Source organism: Weissella koreensis KCTC 3621 (genome assembly GCF_000277645.1).
This window is the reverse complement of sequence record NZ_AKGG01000005.1, coordinates 238,110-261,313: the sequence shown is the minus strand read 5'-3', so window position 1 is coordinate 261,313 and position 23,204 is coordinate 238,110. Positions and strand designations below refer to the sequence as shown.

The 23,204-nt window shown below is 39.4% G+C and carries 19 protein-coding genes, 16 tRNA genes and 3 rRNA genes; all 38 read right to left on the bottom strand.

Features of this window, described 5'->3' with window-relative positions; translation table 11 throughout:
* Nucleotides 1-30: 30 nt before the first annotated feature.
* The gene (locus tag JC2156_RS02055; RefSeq protein ID WP_006845163.1) at nt 31-621 is read right to left on the bottom strand and encodes a hypothetical protein; all 591 of its coding nucleotides are present in this window, start codon (nt 619-621) and stop codon (nt 31-33) included.
* On the bottom strand, nt 621-1,022 hold the full coding sequence (locus tag JC2156_RS02050; RefSeq protein ID WP_006845162.1) for a DUF948 domain-containing protein: 402 nt from the start codon (nt 1,020-1,022) through the stop codon (nt 621-623). The genes JC2156_RS02055 and JC2156_RS02050 overlap by 1 nt, the downstream gene beginning before the upstream one ends.
* Before the next feature lie 220 nt (nt 1,023-1,242).
* Nucleotides 1,243-4,239, bottom strand: a complete 2,997-nt coding sequence (locus tag JC2156_RS02045; protein ID WP_006845161.1) for a DNA translocase FtsK — start codon at nt 4,237-4,239, stop codon at nt 1,243-1,245.
* Between the two features lie 212 nt (nt 4,240-4,451).
* Entirely contained in the window at nt 4,452-4,826 is a 375-nt protein-coding gene (rbfA, locus tag JC2156_RS02040) for a 30S ribosome-binding factor RbfA (RefSeq protein ID WP_006845160.1), read from the bottom strand.
* 57 nt (nt 4,827-4,883) lie between these two features.
* The gene (gene infB, locus JC2156_RS02035) at nt 4,884-7,136 is read right to left on the bottom strand and encodes a translation initiation factor IF-2 (protein WP_006845159.1); all 2,253 of its coding nucleotides are present in this window, start codon (nt 7,134-7,136) and stop codon (nt 4,884-4,886) included.
* Nucleotides 7,133-7,453, bottom strand: coding sequence for a YlxQ-related RNA-binding protein (locus tag JC2156_RS02030; protein ID WP_006845158.1), 321 nt, complete (start codon nt 7,451-7,453; stop codon nt 7,133-7,135). The genes infB and JC2156_RS02030 overlap by 4 nt, the downstream gene beginning before the upstream one ends.
* Nucleotides 7,443-7,742 (bottom strand): RNase P modulator RnpM, encoded by a 300-nt coding sequence (gene rnpM, locus JC2156_RS02025; protein WP_006845157.1) that lies wholly within the window; start codon nt 7,740-7,742, stop codon nt 7,443-7,445. Before rnpM ends, JC2156_RS02030 begins: the two co-directional genes overlap by 11 nt.
* 16 nt (nt 7,743-7,758) lie before the next feature.
* Complete coding sequence (gene nusA / locus JC2156_RS02020; protein WP_006845156.1) at nt 7,759-8,913, bottom strand: transcription termination factor NusA; 1,155 nt, start codon at nt 8,911-8,913, stop codon at nt 7,759-7,761.
* A gap of 17 nt (nt 8,914-8,930) precedes the next feature.
* On the bottom strand, nt 8,931-9,614 hold the full coding sequence (locus JC2156_RS02015) for a ribosome maturation factor (RefSeq protein WP_006845155.1): 684 nt from the start codon (nt 9,612-9,614) through the stop codon (nt 8,931-8,933).
* Between the two features lie 160 nt (nt 9,615-9,774).
* Entirely contained in the window at nt 9,775-10,458 is a 684-nt protein-coding gene (locus JC2156_RS02010; RefSeq protein ID WP_006845154.1) for a 5'-methylthioadenosine/adenosylhomocysteine nucleosidase, read from the bottom strand.
* Nucleotides 10,459-10,518: 60 nt separating this feature from the next.
* A complete protein-coding gene (locus JC2156_RS02005) occupies nt 10,519-10,821 on the bottom strand; it encodes a hypothetical protein (RefSeq protein ID WP_006845153.1) in 303 nt (100 codons plus the stop codon).
* 1 nt (nt 10,822) lies between these two features.
* On the bottom strand, nt 10,823-11,245 hold the full coding sequence (locus tag JC2156_RS02000; RefSeq protein WP_006845152.1) for an NUDIX hydrolase: 423 nt from the start codon (nt 11,243-11,245) through the stop codon (nt 10,823-10,825).
* A gap of 149 nt (nt 11,246-11,394) precedes the next feature.
* On the bottom strand, nt 11,395-11,610 hold the full coding sequence (locus JC2156_RS01995) for a cold-shock protein (protein ID WP_006845151.1): 216 nt from the start codon (nt 11,608-11,610) through the stop codon (nt 11,395-11,397).
* Nucleotides 11,611-11,615: 5 nt separating this feature from the next.
* Nucleotides 11,616-11,978 (bottom strand): DUF3397 family protein, encoded by a 363-nt coding sequence (locus tag JC2156_RS01990; RefSeq protein WP_006845150.1) that lies wholly within the window; start codon nt 11,976-11,978, stop codon nt 11,616-11,618.
* 289 nt (nt 11,979-12,267) lie between these two features.
* Complete coding sequence (locus tag JC2156_RS01985; protein WP_006845149.1) at nt 12,268-13,386, bottom strand: ATP-grasp domain-containing protein; 1,119 nt, start codon at nt 13,384-13,386, stop codon at nt 12,268-12,270.
* A 12-nt stretch (nt 13,387-13,398) separates the two neighbouring features.
* Nucleotides 13,399-14,055: a glycoside hydrolase family 73 protein gene (locus JC2156_RS01980; protein WP_013989748.1), complete on the bottom strand. Its 657-nt coding sequence runs from the start codon at nt 14,053-14,055 to the stop codon at nt 13,399-13,401.
* A gap of 88 nt (nt 14,056-14,143) precedes the next feature.
* On the bottom strand, nt 14,144-15,007 hold the full coding sequence (locus JC2156_RS01975) for a helix-turn-helix domain-containing protein (protein ID WP_006845147.1): 864 nt from the start codon (nt 15,005-15,007) through the stop codon (nt 14,144-14,146).
* Nucleotides 15,008-15,395: 388 nt separating this feature from the next.
* A tRNA-Ser gene (locus JC2156_RS01970) sits at nt 15,396-15,483 on the bottom strand.
* A 26-nt stretch (nt 15,484-15,509) separates the two neighbouring features.
* A tRNA-Ile gene (locus JC2156_RS01965) sits at nt 15,510-15,583 on the bottom strand.
* Nucleotides 15,584-15,587: 4 nt separating this feature from the next.
* Nucleotides 15,588-15,659, bottom strand: a tRNA-Gly gene (locus JC2156_RS01960).
* 46 nt (nt 15,660-15,705) lie between these two features.
* Nucleotides 15,706-15,777: transfer RNA gene (locus JC2156_RS01955), tRNA-Gly, on the bottom strand.
* Nucleotides 15,778-15,809: 32 nt separating this feature from the next.
* Nucleotides 15,810-15,882 (bottom strand) — tRNA-Phe (locus JC2156_RS01950).
* Nucleotides 15,883-15,889: 7 nt separating this feature from the next.
* Nucleotides 15,890-15,963, bottom strand: a tRNA-Asp gene (locus JC2156_RS01945).
* A gap of 3 nt (nt 15,964-15,966) precedes the next feature.
* A tRNA-Met gene (locus JC2156_RS01940) sits at nt 15,967-16,040 on the bottom strand.
* Between the two features lie 22 nt (nt 16,041-16,062).
* A tRNA-Ser gene (locus JC2156_RS01935) sits at nt 16,063-16,152 on the bottom strand.
* Between the two features lie 35 nt (nt 16,153-16,187).
* A tRNA-Ile gene (locus JC2156_RS01930) sits at nt 16,188-16,261 on the bottom strand.
* A 14-nt stretch (nt 16,262-16,275) separates the two neighbouring features.
* A tRNA-Met gene (locus tag JC2156_RS01925) sits at nt 16,276-16,349 on the bottom strand.
* A gap of 29 nt (nt 16,350-16,378) precedes the next feature.
* Nucleotides 16,379-16,452: transfer RNA gene (locus JC2156_RS01920), tRNA-Pro, on the bottom strand.
* A gap of 34 nt (nt 16,453-16,486) precedes the next feature.
* Nucleotides 16,487-16,560 (bottom strand) — tRNA-Arg (locus tag JC2156_RS01915).
* Nucleotides 16,561-16,576: 16 nt separating this feature from the next.
* Nucleotides 16,577-16,660 (bottom strand) — tRNA-Leu (locus JC2156_RS01910).
* Nucleotides 16,661-16,662: 2 nt separating this feature from the next.
* Nucleotides 16,663-16,735 (bottom strand) — tRNA-Thr (locus JC2156_RS01905).
* Between the two features lie 36 nt (nt 16,736-16,771).
* Nucleotides 16,772-16,844 (bottom strand) — tRNA-Lys (locus JC2156_RS01900).
* A gap of 2 nt (nt 16,845-16,846) precedes the next feature.
* Nucleotides 16,847-16,919, bottom strand: a tRNA-Val gene (locus JC2156_RS01895).
* A gap of 6 nt (nt 16,920-16,925) precedes the next feature.
* Nucleotides 16,926-17,042 (bottom strand): 5S ribosomal RNA (gene rrf / locus JC2156_RS01890).
* 92 nt (nt 17,043-17,134) lie between these two features.
* Nucleotides 17,135-20,049 (bottom strand): 23S ribosomal RNA (locus tag JC2156_RS01885).
* A 310-nt stretch (nt 20,050-20,359) separates the two neighbouring features.
* Nucleotides 20,360-21,940: ribosomal RNA gene (locus JC2156_RS01880) — 16S ribosomal RNA — on the bottom strand.
* The 16S, 23S and 5S rRNA genes sit together here with 16 tRNA genes alongside, the layout of an rRNA operon.
* Nucleotides 21,941-22,374: 434 nt before the next feature.
* A complete protein-coding gene (locus tag JC2156_RS01875) occupies nt 22,375-22,758 on the bottom strand; it encodes a hypothetical protein (protein WP_006845146.1) in 384 nt (127 codons plus the stop codon).
* A gap of 45 nt (nt 22,759-22,803) precedes the next feature.
* Nucleotides 22,804-23,190 (bottom strand): CvfD/Ygs/GSP13 family RNA-binding post-transcriptional regulator, encoded by a 387-nt coding sequence (locus tag JC2156_RS01870; RefSeq protein WP_006845145.1) that lies wholly within the window; start codon nt 23,188-23,190, stop codon nt 22,804-22,806.
* Nucleotides 23,191-23,204 lie beyond the last annotated feature (14 nt).

Below are 23,204 nucleotides of genomic sequence, written 5' to 3'. Positions count from 1 at the left end.
ATAGGCCCTCTTTCATCTTAATTATGGATCTTACTTGATCTCGTTGATATCATCCTCAGCTAAACCTAAGGCAGCTTTAACGTCTGCTTGTTGCGCATCTAAAACGATATCAAATTCAGCTTGAGCTTCATCAATTTTTTTATCAACTTCATTTTTTGAGTTTTGATGATCAGCTACTAAATTACTCTTTGCTTCCGTAAAAACTTTGGCTGCTTGATTCTTGATTTCTGAGTAGTTAGATTGAATCTGATCCATTGTGCCAGGAACATCAATATCTAAATGAGCATCTACCTGTTCAGCCAATGCTTGCTGCCAATAAGTATATTGGTTTTTAGCTTGGTTACTAAGATTTATATATTCTTGCTTGAAATCAGCTAATAAAATTTGCCACCCTTCATCATTTTCTTGTGCATATCTTAGTTCACTCATTAAAATATTAAAGTGATCCGTTGTATCATTCTTTAACTGATCCATTTTTACTTTGCTTGCTGCCAATTGATCTAAGAAGCGATCTTGTACTGCCTCTTTTTGCATTGGTGATAGTGAACGATAATAAGCCGTTGCTGCTGCAACCCCCGCTGTTAAAGTTCCTAGTAAAATTCCTTTAGTTAAATTTTTCATTATTTTCCCCTCCGACTTGCTTTTTGTTTGCTCTTATTTCTCATATTAAAAAACATATTAGCTGTTGTTGCAGCCGTTCCTAAACTAAAACCTAATCCACTTTTTTTCTTACCAGATTTTTCTTTAATTTTTCTAACAGATTCATTCAATTCAGAAACACTTATTCCCAAATCTCCGGCTGCTTTAAAAACTGGATCAACCGTGACCATTTTACCGTTCACGTCTTTCAAAAGATCATTGGTATTAATCAAAAGGTCATCAGCATCATGCGCGATTAATTTTACATCTTGAGTCACTGAATTTAAAGTTGCACTTAATTGTACTAAAAAATAACCGATAAACAAGACCAATGCTAAAATGGCAATGGCAATAATTAAAAATGAAATATCTCCTGGTGTCATAATCATGTCCTCGTTTTTATAGTTTTTATTATCCAACTTAATTATACACGGTAAATGTATTAATTACTTATCTTTGACCTAAATATATTCTATGATCTTAATAACTTAATACATACCTATAACTATAATCTTTATTTAAATTAAATAAAAAAGCTAAGGAAAATAACCCTAGCTTTTTTAATATCTTATAAAATACCATTATTTTTCATAACAATTTGACCTAATTGTTCAATTGTTCTTGACTGGCATACCACTGTTCTTTATTCATCAAGACCGGACGCCTTTTACCACCTGTTGCGCTGCCAATCACGCCCTGTGCTTCCATATCATCGACTAATCGTGCTGCACGATTATAACCCATACGGAAGTGACGTTGCATCATTGAAGCTGAAACTTCACCTTCGATTGCAGCAAAGTCTAGTGCGTCGTCCCACATTTCATCTAACATACTTTTGTCATTACCAGATTCAGACCCATTCCCATCCATAGATTTAAGATCAGCATCTGTAATTTCCATATTTTGATCGTATTCTGCGCTACCTTGTTGCTTAATAAAGGTTGTCAATGTTTCTACATCATCATCAGACATAAAGGCCCCTTGAACACGCTCAGCACCATTTGCACCAATAGGTTTAAATAGCATATCTCCACGTCCAAGTAATTTTTCAGCGCCATTTCCGTCCAAAATCGTTCGAGAATCGGTTCCAGAACCTACCGCAAAGGCCATTCTAGATGGCACGTTGGCTTTAATCAAGCCAGTAATAACATCAACAGAAGGTCGTTGAGTCGCAACAATCAAATGAATTCCAGCTGCTCGGCCTAATTGTGCGATTCTGACAATAGCTGGTTCAACTTCACCAGATACTGTAATCATCAAATCAGCTAATTCGTCAATAATGACAACTAAATAAGGCATATGTAGTAACTGGCTTTGCCCTTGGGCATTATGTTCATCAACTGCCTTATTATAGCCATCCAAATTTCGAACGCCCATCTCAGCTAGTTTATCAAATCGCTTATCCATCTCAGCAACCACTTTTTTCAAAGCTGCGGCTGCCTTACGCGGCTCTGAAACCACTGGTGTGATCAAATGAGGAATATCATTATATACACTTAATTCTACTTTTTTAGGGTCAACTAACATTAACCGTAATTCTGATGGTTTAGCCTGCAATAAAATTGCTGCCAAAATAGTATTAATTGCTACCGACTTACCAGATCCAGTTGATCCAGCAATTAAAAGATGTGGCATCTTCGTAAGATCCATTTTTACAGTCTCACCGGTTACACTCATACCAATAGGAACTTCCAAAATTTTCTTACGATTAACCCCAACCTTTTCAAACATATTTCGGAATCCAACCACAGCTTGATGTTCATTTGCTACTTCAATTCCAACCAATGATTTACCCGGAATCGGGGCTTCAATTCGCAAACTTTTTGCAGCCAAAGCCATTGCCAAATCATCCGCCAAATTGGTTATTTTAGAAACCTTGACTCCAACTGCCGGTTTAATCTCATATTGCGTAATTGTGGGTCCCAAAACAACTTTTTCAACCGTAGCCTTAATATTAAAACTCTCTAACGTTTGCTGCAAAATCCGAGATTTTTCTGCCAATTGATTCTTCTCATCGCTTTGATCGGTTGAATCAGCCTTAGTTAGAAGGCTTACATCTGGCAATTCATATGGTTTAGCACTAACCTGTTGGTTGAATCCGTTCACATCAATGCCGACTTCAGGCGTAGAATGATATTCTTCGGCCACTGTTTGATGCTGTGAGGCTTTATAATTTGCATCTGAGCGAAGCAAATCAACATGACTAGCAGTTGCTGATTTTGGTATTGGTACTTCTTCAGCTTCTGATTTTGGCACTAACTCTGCAGCCAACTCAGCGCCTGATTTAAATTCATTTGTTACAGAACCCAGTTTAGGCTCAGGATCAGGTTCAAGTTCAGGTTCAAATTCAGATTCATCAGAATTCGAGTTTCCCGTTTGATCCGAATTATTAAGCGTTGCGATTTCTTCACTATCAAGCAAATTTGGCTCAAGGCTTTCTGCAATCTTTTCCAAATTATTATCTTCAGTAATCCCTGTATTAATCTGCGTAGTTATAACATTCGAATTAAAACTAGGATTAGTTCTGAACTGTATATGTTCCACTTCGTTAACCTTGGTCTGAACCATCGTATCTACTTCTAATTCATCTGAGGAATCTGAATCTAAAATTTCACCTGTCTCAGGATCAATTTGATGCTTAATTGTACTGAAACCAGGTGCTTTGACCGTCTGCATCACTGCGGGACCACCACTTGGTGCAATAATTTCTGGCATTACAAATTCATCTTTGGTAGAAATAGTCTGGTCACTTGCCGGTTCACCAAACTCTGGTGCAAATGGATTCCCATGGATTTCTTTTTGAACATCCTGATTTGAAAAAGGCGTCTCTACCACATTTTTATTAGAGGTGTGTTTACTATTTTTAACCTCAAAATCAGCTTCAAACACTTCTGCTGCAATATTGCTACGTCGCTGTTTATAAGCCTCATTTAATTCTGTCATTTTTTTAGCACTTACTTCAACTGCTGATCGAGTAGAATCACTAACTTTATTTGCAGTATATTCTGTTGCTGAAAATATTCCTATCATCAGATCTTTAACAGGCAATTTAAAGAGTACTACAACCCCACTAATCAATAAAACAACCGCAATAATCCAAGAACCCCAATTAGCTAGTGCTGGATAAGTAAGGGATAGAGTAAGAGCTCCTAAACTTCCTCCACCAACTGATGTTCGAACTAAATTATTATTTATATCCTGTTCAATCAAGCTTGTAACTCTATGTACAAATTGATGATGTTGATTTAAATGATTAAATAACCTAATTGATCCAATAAGAGTCAAACCTAGATAAAAGAGGCCAATACCGATTAAATGTTGTCGCTTAATTGCCGGCATTTTTCCATAAACAGCTAATCCAACTAAAACAATCAAAGTTAAAACTAAAAATAGCTGGTAGGTATCACCAACCACCCAGCGGGTCACATTAGCTAAGAATGCTCCAACAATTCCAAATTGTCCAATGGCAGTGATGGCAGCTAAAATTCCAATTAGTCCAATAATATGAAGAGTATACTTTGTATTTTCTGTTTGCTTTTTACGACTTGTCTTCCGCTTTTTTTTTGCAGCATTTTTCGTGGTTTTTCGTGGACTTGCCATAATTCCTCCCATTGAATTTTATTAATATTATTTTTAAATTGAACAATCAATTAAAAGTATAGCATATCTTAAATTGAAGACATTTTAATCTCTTTAAATCTTATTGTGGTCTTTAACTTTTCATGTTTTGTTTAATTCTGCCATAAAAAAAGAAGACATAGAAAAATAATTTTCCAGTCCTCTTTTATAATACAAGTGTTCTAAAATCAAGGTTAATCTTGACGCTTAGGACGATCTTCTGTATGCAGTTGACGAATTAAATCATCAATTTTATTTCCATAAACCACTGAATCATCTTTTTTAAAGAATATCTCCGGTGTTTTATAGATATTCAAAGTTGCTCCAACCTCTTTACGAATTAATCCCGTAGCGGCAGTTAAACCATCTGCTGCTTTTTGATTAACAGAAGCAAGCTCTGACAACACACTATAATAAATTGTAGCTTGTTGTAAATCACCGGTAACTTCAACCCCGGTAATTGTTACATCTTGAACTCGGGGATCCCGAATTCTTTTTAATAAGATTTCATTAACGGAACGTTGAATTTCTTGTTCTAAACGCCCGACCCGGAAATTTTGTTGTGCCATTGGAACCTCCTATAATTAATTATGACAATTTAAATATTTACACTGTCAGAAATAACCTTACTTAGGCTTAACTTCGACCATTTGGTAAACTTCAACTTCATCGCCAACTTTTTCATCATTATAATTTTCAATGGTCATTCCAAAGTCAGTTCCATTCTTAACTTCCTTAACGTCATCTTTACCACGACGTAATGAACCAATTTTACCATCAAAAATCACAATTCCATCACGGATTAAACGTACGCTTGAATCCCGCGTGATTTTTCCACTCATCATCATTGAACCAGCAATTGTTCCAACCTTTGAAACACGGAATAGTTCAAGAATTTGAGCCGTTCCAATTACTTGTTCTTCAAAGACTGGTTCCAATTGACCCTTCATAGCAGCTTCGATTTCATCAATAGCGTTATAAATAACAGAGTGCAAACGGATATCAACTGAATTAGATTCAGATTGCATCTTTGCTTGTGGTGTTGGTCGAACGTTAAATCCGACAATGATTGCCCCAGATGCTTCAGCCAAAGTAATATCAGATTCATTAATTGCCCCAACAGCAGTGTGGATAATATCAACCTTAACGCCTTCAACATCGATCTTCTTCAATGAACCAGCTAATGCTTCCACTGATCCTTGTACATCGGCCTTGATGATAACAGGAACAGACTTCATTTCATTTTCAGCCATCTTATCAAAGAGGTCGGCCACTGAAACAACATTATTACGCTTACGATCCAAAAGCAAAGCACGCTTTGCTCGTTCTTCACCAGCTGCACGAGCTGTCTTTTCATCTTCAAAGACCACGAAACGATCTCCTGCTGATGGTACATCATTTAATCCAGTAATTTCAACTGGAGTTGATGGTGTAGCCTCTTTAATTCGACGACCACGATCATTAGTCATCGTACGAACTTTACCAAAGGTATTCCCAACAACAATTGGATCACCAACGTGCATTGTCCCTTGTTGTACTAAGACCGTAGCAGTTGCTCCACGTCCCTTATCCAAACGTGCTTCAATAACTGAACCAGCCGCACGTTGATTAGGATTAGCATGCAAATCCAAAACGTCAGCTTGCAACAAGATCATTTCCAATAATTCATCAATATTTTGACCAAACTTAGCTGAAATATTAACGAAAATGGTATCTCCACCATATTCTTCTGGAATCAATTCGTATTGCATTAATTGATTAATAACATTTTCAGGATTAGCCCCAGGCTTATCAATCTTATTAACTGCTACGATAATTGGTGCGTTAGCTGCCTTAGCGTGATTGATGGCTTCAATTGTTTGTGGCATCACACCGTCATCAGCCGCAACAACTAAGATCGTAATATCGGTGATATCAGCTCCACGTGCACGCATTGCCGTAAAGGCCGCGTGACCAGGAGTATCCAAGAAAGTGATAACTCGTCCATCTAATTTAACTTGGTAAGCTCCAATATGTTGGGTAATTCCACCAGCTTCGCCTTCTGTAATGTGTGAGTTTCGAAGATAGTCCAACAAAGTTGTCTTTCCATGATCGACGTGTCCCATGATAGTAACAACGGGTGCTCGTGGCTCTAAATCATCACTATTTTCTGGCTCAGCTTCAAAGAATTGGTCCAAATCAGTAATGTCAACTTCAACTTTTGGTTCAGCATTAATTCCATAATCCGCAGCCAAAATTTCAATTGTATCAGCATCCAAAGATTGATTTTGGTTGACCATTACACCGAGCATAAACAACTTCTTGATAATTTCTGTTGCATCACGATGAATCAACTTAGCAATGTCTTGAACATTCATCCCAACTGAATAAACCAAAGTTTCTGGTAAAGGCTGATCTTTACGAACAGTTGGTGCTGGACGATTAGCATTATTATTGTTGCGATTACGGTTATTATTACGCTTACCACGGCGATTACCGTTATTATTACCACGGCGATCACTCCAACCACCATTATTATTACGGTTGTTGCGTTGATTACCTTGACTTTTTTGTGCTACGACAACTTTTTTAACAGCAGGTTTGGCTGCTTTAGCTGGTTGATTGTTATTTTCTTGTTCTTTTGGTTTTTGATTCTCAGCTGACTTTTTTTCCACCGGTTGAACCTCTTTTTTATGATTAGCAGGCTTAGCTGCATTTTGGGTTGACTTAGTTGCTTCTTTTGATGCCGGTTGTTTCTTTTGACGTAAAGCCGCTTCTTGGTCAGCGTCTACCGTTGACATGTGCGACTTAACTTCAATTCCAGCAGCTTTAGCCGTAGCGACCAATTCCTTTGATGGAACATTCAATTCTTTTGCTAATTCAAAAATTCGCTTGGTCATTGAGTTTCCTCCTCTTGTTTTAGATATTCTTTCATCTTTTTAGCAAAGCCTCGATCTGAAACTGCCACTAATGAGCGTGCCATACCAGTTGCATCTGCAATTTCTTGTCGAGTTAACATTGTTGAAAAAGCAACGTTATAACTTTGTGTTTTATTAGTAAATTTTTTCTTAGTGCTGTCGCCACCATCTTGTGCAAAGAATACTAGTTGGACTTTTCCGTTACGAATAGCTTTTAAAACCATATCTTCTCCGGTCACTAATTTTCTGGCGCGGCGTGCTAAGCCTAAAAGGTTTAATAATTTTTGTCTATTTTCCATTTCCAAATAATTCCCGTCGTCCTTGTTGATGGTCGACATAGGCAATTAATTCATCATAGAATAGATCATCTAAGTGGGTGCTAAATGCCTTATCAAAAGTACGGCGTTGCTTTGCCTTCTTAGCAATTTCAACATCAACTTTTAAATAAGCCCCCCGACCATTGGCTCGATTAGTTTCATCTAACTTAACCGTTCCATCGGGAGTTTTAACGATCCGAATTAAATCTTGCTTTGGGACCATCTCACCCGTTACAAGATCTTTGCGCATTGGAATTTTACGTTCTTTCATCGCTAACCTCCAAACTCTAGTTTAGGTCAAGTTCTTCAAAAGCTTTTTCGGCCTCATTCATTGTTGGCTTAGTCCCAACTGTTCCAACCTTTTCTTCCATTTCAGCATATACTACGTCACGTTGTGCCTCTGGCTTAATATCAATTGAAAAATTAGTCAATTTAGCTGCTAAGCGAGCATTTTGACCACGCTTCCCAATGAAAAGTGAAAGCTGATCATCTGGAACCAAAACAGTAACACCACGATCATTAGATGGGTCAAAGATTACTTCCAATACCTCAGCCTTATCGGTCGTCCGTAGGGCGTTCACAATAAATTCTGTTGGATCTTCTGACCATTGAATGATATCTAAGTTTTCTCCAGATAATTCAGAAATCACCGTTTGAACTCGTGCACCACGTTGTCCAATCATTGTACCAACAGCATCTAAGTTTTCATTATATGAAACGACTGCAACCTTTGAACGGTCACCAGCTTCACGTGCAATTGCTTTGATTTCAACCGTTCCATCTTGAACTTCAGGAACTTCAGCCTCAAACAAACGTTTTACCAAATTAGGAGCCGTCCGAGAAACGAAGATTTGTGGTCCACGTTTTGTTTCTTGCTCTACTTCAGTCAAAAGGACTTTAATTAGATCGCCATTTCGATAACTTTCATTAGTCATTTGATCTTGAGTCTTCATAGCTGCTTCTTTTCCGCCAGGTAATGTTACATATAAGTAACGATTATCCTGATAAGCCACTTCACCCGTGATCACCTCATCTAAGTCATCTTTATATTCATTGTAAACCTTCATTCGTTCGGCTTCACGAACTTTTTGAATAATAATTTGCTTAGCTTTTCCAGCGGCCAAACGACCAAAGTCACCGGGGGTTACTTCAAATTTAATTTCATCCCCAATTTCATAATCTTTATGTAATTTATGTGCTTCTTCTAAACTAATTTGTAAATTATGATTTTCTAATTCTTCTTCTGATACCACGGTCTTAATTTGATAAACTTTAATGTTACCTTTTTTACGGTCAAAATTTACTTCAACATTAGTTGCGTCATCATAGTTTTCTTCATAAGCTTTAGCTAAAGCAACTTCAATAGCATCGATTAAAACTTCTGATTGAATTCCACGTTCCGTCTCTAATGCGTCTAACGCTGCAACGATTTCTTTACTCATTTTTTTATCTCCACTTATTAATCTGCGCTTACTTGACGAGCTTTGGCAATCGCTGGCCTTGGAACAGACACTGATTGCTCTTCGGACTCAATGACTAATTGATCTGCATCAAAGTCTATCAACTCACCCTTAAAGACTTTTTCACCATCAATTTTTTGATAAGTATTTACTTGAACCATCTTATTTAAAGCCCATGCAAAATCTTCATCTGAATTTAAACTACGATCTTGAACTAAGGCTAACTTAGCACCTTTAATTTCGGTCCAAGCTACAGGAGTCGAAATGTTTTTATTCTTGATTGTTTGCTTAATAACTACACCATCATTTTGAATTTCAATTAATTCGCCAATCAAGTCATCATCATTAGCAGCTTGTTGTTTCAAAGTTAGGACAATTTTTTGATTCAAAGCCCATTCATAATCACGTAACTGCACTAATTTACGTTCAGCTCCTGGTGATGAAACATCTAGCATGTAAGCATCTGGAAACGGATCAGGTTGAATCGTATCAACCAATTCTCCGATGATCTCAGTTAAATGAACTAAATCATCCATATTAATGGAACCACTTTTACGATCAACTAAGGCTCGTAAAACCATATCATCATCCATTCGATCATATTCAATCGCCCAAAGCATATAGCCTTGTTCATCAAGTACTGGTTCAATCACATTCCGGACTTTTTCAATAATTTCTGACATAGGACTCCTCCTTTATTCATTAATAAAAATTTAATTTAAATTATGAGCTTCTCCAAAAAAATGAGCGGTCTAGAAAATGTTTCCCAGACCACTCGATTAAGAGCTTTTATTTACACTACTCATCATAGCATTTTAGCCCGTCATTAACAAGACTTGATTCCTAGGCCAAAAAATCGATTAAAACTTTTGCTGATTGTTCTCCAGCAGCCACGACAAATTCGTCATATGACATTCCAGCCTCACCATTTGCATTATCTGAAATTGCACGAACTACTGCAAATGGGATTTTAAATTGAGTAGCAACTTGCGCAATCGCTGCCCCTTCCATTTCACCAGATTGAACTGTTGGAAAATGAGCTTTAATCGCTTGCTTTTGTTCCACAGAATTAATAAAAGTATCTCCCGAAACAATCAACCCAGCTTTAACTTGTGCTTGTTGATCTTGATAAGAAGCAATCAACCCTGAAACTAATTCTACATCAGCTGTAAAACGTGCTGGTTGTTGTGGAACTTGTCCATATTCATATCCAAAGACTTGCGCATCTGCATCGAAGTAGGCTAATTCATCAGCGACCACGATATCACCAATTTTAAGACCATCCCCTAAAGCACCAGCTGAGCCCGAATTAATCACTCGATCAATTTCAAATTGTGATAATAATAACGTTGCTGTTAAGGCTGCAGCTACTTTTCCAATCCCACCATTAACCACCACAACCTCGTTTGATCCAATCAAGCCTTCGTGAAAATCAACACCTTGAATTGTTTTAATGGTTTCATTTTTCATTGCTGCCAGTAATCCATCCATTTCGGTCTGTTCAGCATTTATAATTCCGTATCTCATTTAGATTACCTCTTGATATGTCTATTTAAATTTTTCACTTAATAGATTAATTTTTTATTCTTATAGAAAAAACAAAACCAACCATGTAATTACACAACCTAGTACTAACCATAAAATAATCCAATTCAACCGATATTTAAGTCGGTCAGTTTTACCAGTTGGCGTTAATTTTCTAGTTTCCGGATCAATTTCAAATTTACCTTTGTGGGTTAAACGGTTCTCTGCTCGTGTCAAAGGCTTTTTTAAATCTTCCCCAGAATACCTTTTTAACTGTTCAAAAACACTTTCTGTTTCTTCCTCAGCAGATAATGTTTTTTTTCGGTTAAAAGGATTATACTTAAAATTTTCCCACGGTTTATTCATATTATTTTGCCGCCTTTAGTCTTAAACTTTGCCAATATAGAAAAGCGAAACTAGTTTTAGCATCATTTAATTCTCCATTTTTAAACATTTGTTCCATTGTTGAAAAGTCTACCCATTCTAGCATTAATTGTTCGTCTGCATCTTGAGGTAAAGCTTTTTTTACCGGTGTTAAATTGGTAGCATAATAGATGAAAATTTTTTCATCAGCAAATCCAATTGATGAATAAAAATTAGTAATTAATTGTAATTCACCAGCTTCTAAACGAACCTCTTCATTTAATTCACGAACTGCCGTTTCAATGGGTTTAAGATCACGTTTATCCATTTTACCAGCCGGTATCTCAATAGTCATAGCACGTACTGCAGCACGCCATTGATGTACGACTAAAATCTGGTCATCCTGATTGATTACAATAATAGCCACAGCCGGTACATGATGTACAATATCTCGGCTAGCAGATGTTCCATTAGGTAATTCGACAGTCTCTTTTACAACATCAATAATATGCCCTGCATATACGGTTTCTTCATTTAAAACCTTTTCTTCATATTCTTTAATTTCTAAATCTTTAATTATTCTTCTCCCAAGTCACGGCTCACTAAAGCAGCTTGTGCTCCACGTACACCGTTAATAACTACTAACTTAACATTTTCGCCAATTTCAAGGTTACGATTTCGGTCTTCAATTCCTGAAAAATGCACAAAAACATCATCTTCATTGGGAACCTCAATATACCCATAACCGTCTTTTTCATTCCAACTTTTCACAATTCCATTAATCTTTTCCATTTTGCTTAATGCCCCCAACCCATAATGATAAAAATAATCAGAGTAATTAATGTGGTTAATTCAATAATTCTCCACCATACTCTGATAAAGCGTCTAAATGTATAATGTTGCCCTAAAAATCCTTGAAATACAGCAAGTGCAATTCCCCATAATATAAACATTAAAAAAAGATAGGGTATAAATGCTAATTGCCAACTCTGAAAGGAAATGGCGCCAATTTCCCACCAAAATAATGGAACAACAATACTAAGAGGTTTGATATGCTTTGGAATCATTTTTATTAACGGTAATGAATGACCCAGATTCAAAAAGATCCAAATAATTAAGATCGCTCCCAAACCAAGCTTCCAATCAAATATTGAAAACATATCAATTCTCCTTTCACTAATTTTTTTATTATAGCATGTAATCCTACTCAAATTAAAAAACGTTTGTTACAATATATTTCAGACGAACGATTAGAAAGAGAGAAAATATGCCCAAAAAGAAAAAATCACGTATGGCTAAAACATTACAAGTTTTCGTTTACTTAATGTTACTTCTAGCTCTTACAAGTGCCTTCATTACCGTTTTTTACATTATTTAAATTTAATGCTTAAAATAGATAAGCCCAATGCTTTCTCTCATCAGAATTCATTGGGCTTTTAATTTTTATTTCTAATCATTAATTTCTTCATCAATAAACCAAATACCTGATACATCGAATTGAGTTTGTAATTTATCCCAGCTATCACCTATCGCAACAACTTCACCCACAACTCCTTTAGCATTAATATTCGGGTAAACCGTTAGTATCCAATTATCACGAATTTCCCACTGTGTGTATAAACGAGGTAGGTGTTCCGGCTCAATACTGCGAGATAAGATCTTATTTTTAACATTATTTTCAATTGGTAGTAAAGCTTGACCTGTAATTGCCCGTAACATTTGCAAGGCAATATCCGAGTTTTCACCCACCTCAGATACTAATTGTCCTGGGTTAATTCCAGTAATAATATCATGTACATATAAATTGTTTTCTGGTGTAACCAAGAAATTGATAGTTAACGCTCCAACATATTGAATAGTCTTTAAAATTTCAGACGTCGTCTCATATAAGGCTTGTTCCATATCTTCTTCAAGTCTGATCCCAGATGCTAATTGTTTAACCCCTTGTTGAGTAGTGACTTCTAGAAGTGGATAACTAACATATTGGTCTTTTTGGTCAATTACTATAGGTAAACTAATCTGTTTGGCGTCAACTGCCCAAGTTTCAACTAATAACTGTCCCCCATCAATTAGAGGCGCAACTAGGCCCAAATCCCAAGACCCCATTAGAATAACTGATTTACTATTTTGACCAGTCTTAAAGATCGATTTAACTCTCACGGGGTATGTTAAAGCACTAGCAGCCAATGCTACTTCATCTAATGTACTAGCCAACTGATATGGCAAGATATTTATTGCATTTTCTTCAAAGAGTCCTCTTAACAAAGTGGCATCACTCGTTAATTCTAATAAGGTTGTCCCTTGTGGTAAATCAATTTCAGCTAAGCGATCCATCATTTGAAATGACAACCAATTTTGATTATAAATAATTACCGTTGATAAGCCAATAAAGTCAGTCCATTGATCGGCCCCCATGAACCAATAATCGGATTCTGTTCGATAATTTTCATACTTTTTTTCGGTAAATAAAGCAACATTTAACCCCATCTTATGTGCATGCCGAATTAAAGGTGCATTATTTGTATTATCACCAAGTATACCAATGGTGCTTCCTGGTAAAATTTGCATTTTCTTTACTCCTTAATGATCATATTGCGTTAAGTTATAAGTCTTTATAATATCTATCAGCTTTACTGCATAATCTGGGTCAGTTGCATATCCGCCATCCACTAATGCTTGAGCGGACTCTTCCACATTACTTCCTGAAACCACTCTAGCATAACGATTAGGGTTATCCGTTGTTCCTTTTAACAATAGATCAGCATGATCTTCCATTGAGGCTTGCCATGAACTATAAACTCGAAAAGGTGCCTTAACTTGTACCCATTTATTATCAATATATTCACTAGTTGATAAATCAATACTTTGCATTCCACTTGAGGCTTTAACCCCAAAAAAGTTATTGTATTTATACGCCAAAGTCGATTTACCCCAGTCCGATTCCAAACCAGCTTGTGCAATACTAATTGATGCACGAATTCCTGTTTGCGTTTGAATATCTTGAGCTTCAGGAGCAATTCTTTGAATAAACTGTTGCTTAGTAAGTTTATTCATTGGTAACTTACTAACATCCACGCTCTGACTGGGCTGATAATGTAACAGATCTGACACGCGACTTACCCCCAACAATAACAAGCATAGTACAATCAAAACCCGTCCAACCTGTAGACGTCCTTTTTTAACAAACACTTTTTTTAAATTAAATTTTTTAATCCATTTATTTCTTTTTTTTGCCATCATACTACCTGCCCAAATCCCTCAATTTTATCTATCTTAATTTTGAAGGCTATTGTCTATATGATACCAAATTTAAGTTAAGATGACCTTAATCAAAATAATCAATTTTATGTTCAGCTAAAAAGGGTTTAATATCATCCATCATAACTGTATCACCTAGTTGTTCCGCACCAGTATAAGCACGGATATAGGCTTTGCATGATTCTCTCTTTTCATTTTGTAATTTTTTTAAACGTCCTTCTACTAAATTTAAGCGCACCAGTTCAGCAGTTAAAGTGACTTTAGACGCATATTCACGTGCTTGTCTTAAAAATTTTTCTGCTACCACCAATGACTTTTGCTCTAATTCAAGTTGCGCGCTTTGTCGATAAATTCCAACAATTATGTTATTGTCTAAGACACTATGTTTAATGCCTTGAAAATTACGTAATTTTTTAAGTGCAATAGAATTGGAATAACGTGCTTTATCACAGTCTTTTAATTTTAACCAAACTTCTGTGGTCACCATCTCAATTTCTAAAATTAGATTTCGTTGTAAAGGCGTGACCGCTACACTAGCACTCTGTAAATCATTAAGTGCTCCAAAAAAATTGCGTGCACTGAGATCTAATTGAGCATGGAGTGTATGAAATAGAGGTTTTGCTTCATCCGGCAAATGTTTAATATTACATTGCTTTTTGAGTAATTGCCGCGCTATTCCATAGTTTCCAACATTTAAGGCACTACGCACTGCATTCAAATTCAAATAATTGGGTTCTTCCAAGGAAACAATTTGATCTAAGTCAATTTGTAAACGATGACATAACTCCTGTAATATCACCATACTAGTTATATGACTTTCACTTTCCATTCGTGAAATTAATGATTGATGGCAAATTCCATCAGCTAATGATCTTTGACTTAACCCCATTGATTCTCTTTGATGCTTGAGTATCTCACCCTTAATAATCATCGCAATCCCCACTCTCCTTTAAGATAGTTTCAAGTATATTGGGGAAACGCATACAACACAAGACCTTAATTTATTGTTTCGATCATCTAATAATGTCAATAGAAAATTATTCATATTGTTAAGACATTATTCTTATCAGGATATGAATAACAAACTAAGTGTCATTATATTTCAATTGATATTTAAAAAATATTTTTATGAATTTATACATCAAACAAATTTTTGCTTTATTTTCTTTTTTATATGATTTCAAAAAAATGCACACTAAGCTATGTATTCTAATAAATTCAATTTGAATCTTTTTGAATCTTTACTAACAAAAATAAACTCCGTTATACCAGCAATTAGCATGATATAACGGAGTTTTTAATAATTTATTTTATTATAACGGAGACAGAGGGATTCGAACCCTCGCGCCAGTTTCCCGACCTACACCCTTAGCAGGGGCGCCTCTTCAGCCTCTTGAGTATGTCCCCAAATGTTTAACATTCTATTAAACAAATGGGCCTGACAGGACTCGAACCTGTGACCTCTGCGTTATCAACACAGCGCTCTAACCAGCTGAGCTACAGGCCCATAGAGCGGATGACGGGAATCGAACCCGCATTCTCAGCTTGGAAGGCTGGAGCACTAGCCATTGTACTACATCCGCTTAATTAAGTTTGTAAATACCCTTTCCACATTACTTTAACATGGAAAGCGGATGACGGGAATCGAACCCGCATTCTCAGCTTGGAAGGCTGGAGCACTAGCCATTGTACTACATCCGCTTAATTAAAATTTAAAATGGCTTTAAAGCCAATGGCGCGGAAGGGAATCGAACCCCCGACACTACGAGCTTCAATCGTATGCTCTACCAACTGAGCTACCGAGCCATTATAACGGTCACAACGGGGTTCGAACCCGTGATCTCCTGCGTGACAGGCAGGCGTCCTAGCCAACTAGACCATGCGACCAAATTGCGGGTGTAGGATTTGAACCTACGACCTTCGGGTTATGGGCCCGACGAGCTACCAGACTGCTCCAACCCGCGATAATAATATTAAATGAAACAAAGGAGATGGTGGGATTCGAACCCACGCGCCGGTTTCCCGACCTGACGGTTTTCAAGACCGTTCCCTTCAGCCAGACTTGGGTACATCTCCATAATACAATAAGTAACAAAATCCATCAAACACTATGGACCCTGTCGGACTCGAACCGACGACCGGACGGTTATGAGCCGTCTGCTCTAACCAACTGAGCTAAAGGTCCTTGGTTAAGTCAAATCGCGGCGGGGGGGATCGAACCCTCGACCTCCCGGGTATGAACCGGACGCTCTAGCCAGCTGAGCTACACCGCGAAATATAATAATATTTAATCATTATAGAATCGGGACGACAGGATTCGAACCTGCGACCCCCTGGTCCCAAACCAGGTGCTCTACCAAGCTGAGCTACGTCCCGATATTAAATTTTATAATTAGTCCTTAAGACTAAATGCACCTAGCAGGAGTCGAACCTGCAACCTTCTGATTCGTAGTCAGACACTCTATCCAATTGCGCTATAGGTGCGTTATTATATGTTAAATGCTGGATGCCGGAATCGAACCGGCACGATGTTTCCATCGGGGGATTTTAAGTCCCCTGCGTCTACCTATTCCGCCAATCCAGCAATGCCGACTAAAGGGTTCGAACCTTCGACCTCCGCTTTACAAGAGCGATGCTCTACCAACTGAGCTAAGTCGGCAATGGTAATTGCCATTTTTATAATGCCTTTCGGCAATGGATCGTCAGGGGTTCGAACCCTGGACAAATGGATTAAAAGTCCACTGCTCTACCAACTGAGCTAACGATCCAATGGACGTTACAGGGATCGAACCTGTGACCCCCTGCTTGTAAGGCAGGTGCTCTCCCAGCTGAGCTAAACGTCCATGATTGCGTCGCAACTTCCTATCCTCGCAGGAGGCGATCCTCCAACTACTTTCGGCGTGACTGAGCTTAACTTCTGTGTTCGGGATGGGAACAGGTGTGACCTCAGTGCTATCGTTACGACACGCTTACGAGAATTAATTTTCTCAAAACTGAACCATATTGTCAAGTGTTTTTTTAAAAATAAATATAAACGAACCACCACGTCGTATTCAACTTGGTTAAGTCCTCGAACCATTAGTACTAGTCCGCTCCATACCTCACGGTACTTCCACTTCTAGCCTATCTACCTCATCATCTATAAGGGGTCTTACTTCTTTCGAATGGGAAATCTCATCTCGAGGCGAGTTTCACACTTAGATGCTTTCAGCGTTTATCTCATCCGTACATAGCTACTCAGCGATGCTCCTGGCGGAACAACTGATACACCAGTGGTACGTCCACCCCGGTCCTCTCGTACTAAGGGCAGCTCCTCTCAAATTTCCTACGCCCGCGACGGATAGGGACCGAACTGTCTCACGACGTTCTGAACCCAGCTCGCGTACCGCTTTAATGGGCGAACAGCCCAACCCTTGGGACCGACTACAGCCCCAGGATGCGATGAGCCGACATCGAGGTGCCAAACCTCCCCGTCGATGTGGACTCTTGGGGGAGATAAGCCTGTTATCCCCAGGGTAGCTTTTATCCGTTGAGCGATGGCCCTTCCATGCGGAACCACCGGATCACTAAGTCCTACTTTCGTACCTGCTCGACCTGTTAGTCTCGCAGTCAAGCTCGCTTATGCCTTTACACTCTCCGAATGATTTCCAACCATTCTGAGCGAACCTTTGAGCGCCTCCGTTACCTTTTAGGAGGCGACCGCCCCAGTCAAACTGCCTGCCAGACACTGTCTTCCACCACGATTAGTGGTGTGAGTTAGAGTGATCATACAACGAGGATAGTATCCCACTATTGCCTCCATCGAAACTAGCGTTCCGATTTCTACGGCTCCTACCTATTCTGTACAAGCTGCACAAGCACTCAATATCAAGCTACAGTAAAGCTCCATGGGGTCTTTCCGTCCTGTCGCGGGTAACCCGCATCTTCACGGGTATTTAAATTTCACCGAGTCTCTCGTTGAGACAGTGCCCAGATCGTTACGCCTTTCGTGCGGGTCGGAACTTACCCGACAAGGAATTTCGCTACCTTAGGACCGTTATAGTTACGGCCGCCGTTTACTGGGGCTTCAATTCGCACCTTCGCCGAAGCTAAGCACTCCTTTTAACCTTCCAGCACCGGGCAGGCGTCAGCCCCTATACGTCATCTTTCGATTTTGCAGAAACCTGTGTTTTTGATAAACAGTCGCCTGGGCCTATTCACTGCGGCTCAGCTTGCGCTGAGCACCCCTTCTCCCGAAGTTACGGGGTCATTTTGCCGAGTTCCTTAACGAGAGTTCACTCGCACACCTTAGGATTCTCTCCTCGACTACCTGTGTCGGTTTGCGGTACGGGCAGGTAAACACTAACTAGAAGCTTTTCTCGGCAGCGTGACATCATGGACTTCTCTACTTTATTTCGATCCTCATCATCACTTGTTCTTAAAGGGATAAGCATTTAACTACTCCCAAAACTTGTGATTTAACCCAGCACTTCCAGTCGCTGGGATCCATTAGCCTTCTGCGTCCCTCCATCGTTCAAACATGTTCACCTGGTACTGGAATCTCAACCAGTTATCCATCGACTACGCCTTTCGGCCTCGCCTTAGGTCCCGACTAACCCTGGGAGGACGAGCCTTCCCCAGGAAACCTTAGTCATTCGGTGGACAGGATTCTCACCTGTCTTTCGCTACTCATACCGGCATTCTCACTTCTATGCGCTCCACCAGTCCTCACGGTCTGACTTCATTGCCCATAGAACGCTCTCCTATCGCGCCACTTACGTGGCACCCGTAGTTTCGGTGGTGTGTTTAGCCCCGGTACATTTTCGGCGCAGAATCACTCGACTAGTGAGCTATTACGCACTCTTTAAATGGTGGCTGCTTCTGAGCCAACATCCTAGTTGTCTATGCAACTCCACATCCTTTTCCACTTAACACACACTTAGGGACCTTAACTGACGATCTGGGCTGTTCCCCTTTCGACAATGGATCTTATCACTCACTGTCTGACTCCCGGACATACGTAATTGGCATTCGGAGTTTATCTTAATTTGGTAACCCGAGATGGGCCCCGCACCAAAACAGTGCTCTACCTCCAATACGCTACATTCCGAGGCTAGCCCTAAAGCTATTTCGGAGAGAACCAGCTATCTCCAAGTTCGATTGGAATTTCACCTCTACCCACACCTCATCCTAGCATTTTTCAACATGCACAGGTTCGGGCCTCCAGTGCGTCTTACCACACCTTCACCCTGGACATGGGTAGGTCACCTGGTTTCGGGTTTACAACTACATACTATGTCGCCCATTTCAGACTCGCTTTCGCTACGGCTCCGGTCTTTCCACCTTAACCTTGCATGTAATCATAACTCGCCGGTTCATTCTACAAAAGGCACGCCATCACCCATTAACGGGCTCTGACTTCTTGTAGGCACATGGTTTCAGGAACTTTTTCACTCCCCTTCCGGGGTGCTTTTCACCTTTCCCTCACGGTACTGGTTCACTATCGGTCACTAGGTAGTATTTAGCCTTGGGAGATGGTCCTCCCAGATTCCGACCGGATTTCACGTGTCCGGCCGTACTCAGGATCCTACACGGGAGATTGTACGTTTTCGTCTACAGGGCTATCACCTTGTTTCGCGTGGTTTCCCAACCACTTCGACTAACATACAATTTTGTAACTCCACAACGGTAGTCCTACAACCCCAAAGTGCAAGCACTTTGGTTTGGGCTCTTCCGGGTTCGCTCGCCGCTACTGACGGAATCGATATTTCTTTCTACTCCTGTTGCTAATGAGATGTTTCAGTTCACAACGTCTACCTTCAACTAGTCTATATATTCAACTAGTGATAACTTGCATAACAAGTTGGGTTCCCCCATTCGGAAATCTCCGGATCAAAGCTTACTTACAGCTCCCCGAAGCATATCGGTGTTAGTACCGTCCTTCATCGGCTCCTAGTGCCAAGGCATTCACCATGCGCCCTTAATAACTTAACCGATCAACTTTCGTTGATGATTCAAGCTTGAGTATGCGACCTAACGGTCACTTGCGATTACCACAATATAAATATTGTGATGAACTAATTAAAAAACTCAAAAAATAACGCGGTGTAATTCACTGTCAATCATCATTGCGATGATCAACTATTGATTTACTCGGTTCAATTTATATTATTATTCAATATAATTGAAATTTTTAAAATTTACTTAAATATGATTCAGTTTTCAAAGAACTAATTGTAGAGAGATAATTCTCTCAAAACTAAATAACGTTTCAACGAATATGCAGGTTTCCGATTTTCCTTAGAAAGGAGGTGATCCAGCCGCAGGTTCTCCTACGGCTACCTTGTTACGACTTCACCCTAATCATCTGTCCCACCTTAGGCGGCTGGCTCCTAATAAAAGGTTACCTCACCGACTTTGGGTGTTACAAACTCTCATGGTGTGACGGGCGGTGTGTACAAGACCCGGGAACGTATTCACCGCGGCGTGCTGATCCGCGATTACTAGCGATTCCGACTTCGTGTAGGCGAGTTGCAGCCTACAGTCCGAACTGAGACAAGCTTTAAGAGATTTGCGCACCCTCGCGGGTTGGCGACTCGTTGTACTTGCCATTGTAGCACGTGTGTAGCCCAGGTCATAAGGGGCATGATGATTTGACGTCATCCCCGCCTTCCTCCGGTTTGTCACCGGCAGTCTTGCTAGAGTGCCCAACTAAATGCTGGCAACTAACAATAAGGGTTGCGCTCGTTGCGGGACTTAACCCAACATCTCACGACACGAGCTGACGACAACCATGCACCACCTGTCACTTTGTCCCCGAAGGGAAAGCTCCATCTCTGGAGTGGTCAAAGGATGTCAAGACCTGGTAAGGTTCTTCGCGTTGCTTCGAATTAAACCACATGCTCCACCGCTTGTGCGGGTCCCCGTCAATTCCTTTGAGTTTCAACCTTGCGGTCGTACTCCCCAGGCGGAGTGCTTAATGCGTTAGCTTCGTCACTCAAGGGCGGAAACCCTCGAACAACTAGCACTCATCGTTTACAGTGTGGACTACCAGGGTATCTAATCCTGTTTGCTACCCACACTTTCGAGCCTCAACGTCAGTTACAGTCCAGAAAGCCGCCTTCGCCACTGGTGTTCTTCCATATATCTACGCATTTCACCGCTACACATGGAGTTCCACTTTCCTCTACTGCACTCAAGTTATCCAGTTTCCAAAGCAATTCCTCGGTTGAGCCGAGGGCTTTCACTTCAGACTTAAATAACCGTCTGCGCTCGCTTTACGCCCAATAAATCCGGATAACGCTTGGAACATACGTATTACCGCGGCTGCTGGCACGTATTTAGCCGTTCCTTTCTGGTAAGATACCGTCACACATTGAACAGTTACTCTCAATGTCATTCTTCTCTTACAACAGTGTTTTACGAGCCGAAACCCTTCATCACACACGCGGCGTTGCTCCATCAGACTTTCGTCCATTGTGGAAGATTCCCTACTGCTGCCTCCCGTAGGAGTATGGGCCGTGTCTCAGTCCCATTGTGGCCGGTCAGTCTCTCAACTCGGCTATGTATCATTGTCTTGGTGAGCCATTACCTCACCAACTAACTAATACACCGCGGGACCATCTCTTAGTGATAGCAAGACCATCTTTTAAACTAAAACCATGCGGTTTTAATTATTATACGGTATTAGCATTTGTTTCCAAATGTTATCCCCTGCTAAGAGGTAGGTTTCCCACGTGTTACTCACCCGTTCGCCACTCATTGCAATGTTGAAAATCAAATCTGAACAAGTTCTTCATATCATTTCAACCACAATACGTTCGACTTGCATGTATTAGGCACGCCGCCAGCGTTCATCCTGAGCCAGGATCAAACTCTCAATTTAAAATTGAAAAGCTTGAGTATAACTCAATCTTTTTTTTGTTGTTTAACAGTTGTTAAACGAATTTACTAGCGAAATTGACTTCGCAAATGTTTGTATCTTCCATATTATAAATATGAGACACACCTGCACATTTGTTTCATCGAAACGTTATTTAGTTTTCAAAGAACTATTTTCTGTTGCTTTTTAACAACGTTTATAAGTATACAACGTTCAAAACTCAATGTCAACACTTTTTATAAATGTTTTTTAGAGATGGAAATTTTTAAATTTATTTCCTGCCAAAAGACAACTTAATAATAATACTCAATTTAAAGAAACATGTCAACACTTTTAAGAAATTTATTTCAATCAATTTGGTACATACAAATAAAAAAGCATTTCGTAGTATCTCTAAGTTTAGTTTAGGGATACTCAAAATGCCAATTATTATTCAATTATTCTAGCCTTGCCACACCAGTTACATCTACCTTTGTAATAAGTTTTGATAGACTACCTGCACTAGCAAAAGACATTCCTAAATTACTTAAGCGCTCTAAGTTAAGCGTACTTTCATCAAGTAATTCTAACGTATAAAGTGAGATTAAATCATCTTGAACCGATAACCCTTGTGTATGCCAAGCACCTAATTCGCCTAATCGCAATGTTTCAGGGTCAATTCCCAACTCATTACGAATTCCAGTTAATAATGCACCTAGTGCAGTATCATTTTTGTGTCGATGCATTCTTACTGTGAAAAATTTAGAGGCGGGTTGATCAGTAACTAAAAAGAATGTTTGATCCCCTCTAGTAAAATAAATCGTTCCTGCAATTAATGACATACTATAAATGTCCTTTCAATTCCAATCGACAATTAAATTATCAATCTATTTTAAACGTCCTAACGCTTCTTGCAGCATTACCGGATATGATTCAGTAATCGTCTTAAAACCATATTCTGTATATTGATTGGTCCAATAATGGATTTTTCCTTTATTAGGATGCTTTTTCACTACAATCGATCGTTGACTTGCTTCTAGTAACGTTTCTCGACGGGATAAAGATATCTTCTTTGAATAATGATCGATATTTAAGACTACAACTTTAACTACATCCCCAACTTTAAGTTCCTCATCGACACTTTGAATATAGGCTGATCGACATTCAGAAATATGAATCAATCCCTGCGTATGCGCATCTAACTGTAAAAAAGCACCATATGGTTGAATTCCTGTGATCACACCTTCAACTAATTGACCAATTTGGTATTCCATAAGTGAACCTCAGA

Bases quoted from the DNA above. Each gene is read 5' to 3' on its own strand.
- JC2156_RS02030 (WP_006845158.1), bottom strand. From the start codon at position 7,453: ATGGAAAATAGACAAAAATTATTAAACCTTTTAGGCTTAGCACGCCGC.
- rbfA (WP_006845160.1), bottom strand. From the start codon at position 4,826: ATGGCACAACAAAATTTCCGGGTCGGGCGTTTAGAACAAGAAATTCAA.
- infB (WP_006845159.1), bottom strand. From the start codon at position 7,136: ATGACCAAGCGAATTTTTGAATTAGCAAAAGAATTGAATGTTCCATCA.
- nusA (WP_006845156.1), bottom strand. From the start codon at position 8,913: ATGAGTAAAGAAATCGTTGCAGCGTTAGACGCATTAGAGACGGAACGT.
- JC2156_RS01870 (WP_006845145.1), bottom strand. From the start codon at position 23,190: ATGGAATACCAAATTGGTCAATTAGTTGAAGGTGTGATCACAGGAATT.
- JC2156_RS02005 (WP_006845153.1), bottom strand. From the start codon at position 10,821: ATGAATAAACCGTGGGAAAATTTTAAGTATAATCCTTTTAACCGAAAA.
- JC2156_RS02050 (WP_006845162.1), bottom strand. From the start codon at position 1,022: ATGACACCAGGAGATATTTCATTTTTAATTATTGCCATTGCCATTTTA.
- JC2156_RS02055 (WP_006845163.1), bottom strand. From the start codon at position 621: ATGAAAAATTTAACTAAAGGAATTTTACTAGGAACTTTAACAGCGGGG.
- JC2156_RS02045 (WP_006845161.1), bottom strand. From the start codon at position 4,239: ATGGCAAGTCCACGAAAAACCACGAAAAATGCTGCAAAAAAAAAGCGG.
- JC2156_RS01985 (WP_006845149.1), bottom strand. From the start codon at position 13,386: ATGCAAATTTTACCAGGAAGCACCATTGGTATACTTGGTGATAATACA.
- JC2156_RS02015 (WP_006845155.1), bottom strand. From the start codon at position 9,614: ATGTCAGAAATTATTGAAAAAGTCCGGAATGTGATTGAACCAGTACTT.
- JC2156_RS01990 (WP_006845150.1), bottom strand. From the start codon at position 11,978: ATGTTTTCAATATTTGATTGGAAGCTTGGTTTGGGAGCGATCTTAATT.
- JC2156_RS01975 (WP_006845147.1), bottom strand. From the start codon at position 15,007: ATGATTATTAAGGGTGAGATACTCAAGCATCAAAGAGAATCAATGGGG.
- JC2156_RS01995 (WP_006845151.1), bottom strand. From the start codon at position 11,610: ATGGAAAAGATTAATGGAATTGTGAAAAGTTGGAATGAAAAAGACGGT.
- rnpM (WP_006845157.1), bottom strand. From the start codon at position 7,742: ATGAAAGAACGTAAAATTCCAATGCGCAAAGATCTTGTAACGGGTGAG.
- JC2156_RS01980 (WP_013989748.1), bottom strand. From the start codon at position 14,055: ATGGCAAAAAAAAGAAATAAATGGATTAAAAAATTTAATTTAAAAAAA.
- JC2156_RS01875 (WP_006845146.1), bottom strand. From the start codon at position 22,758: ATGTCATTAATTGCAGGAACGATTTATTTTACTAGAGGGGATCAAACA.
- JC2156_RS02010 (WP_006845154.1), bottom strand. From the start codon at position 10,458: ATGAGATACGGAATTATAAATGCTGAACAGACCGAAATGGATGGATTA.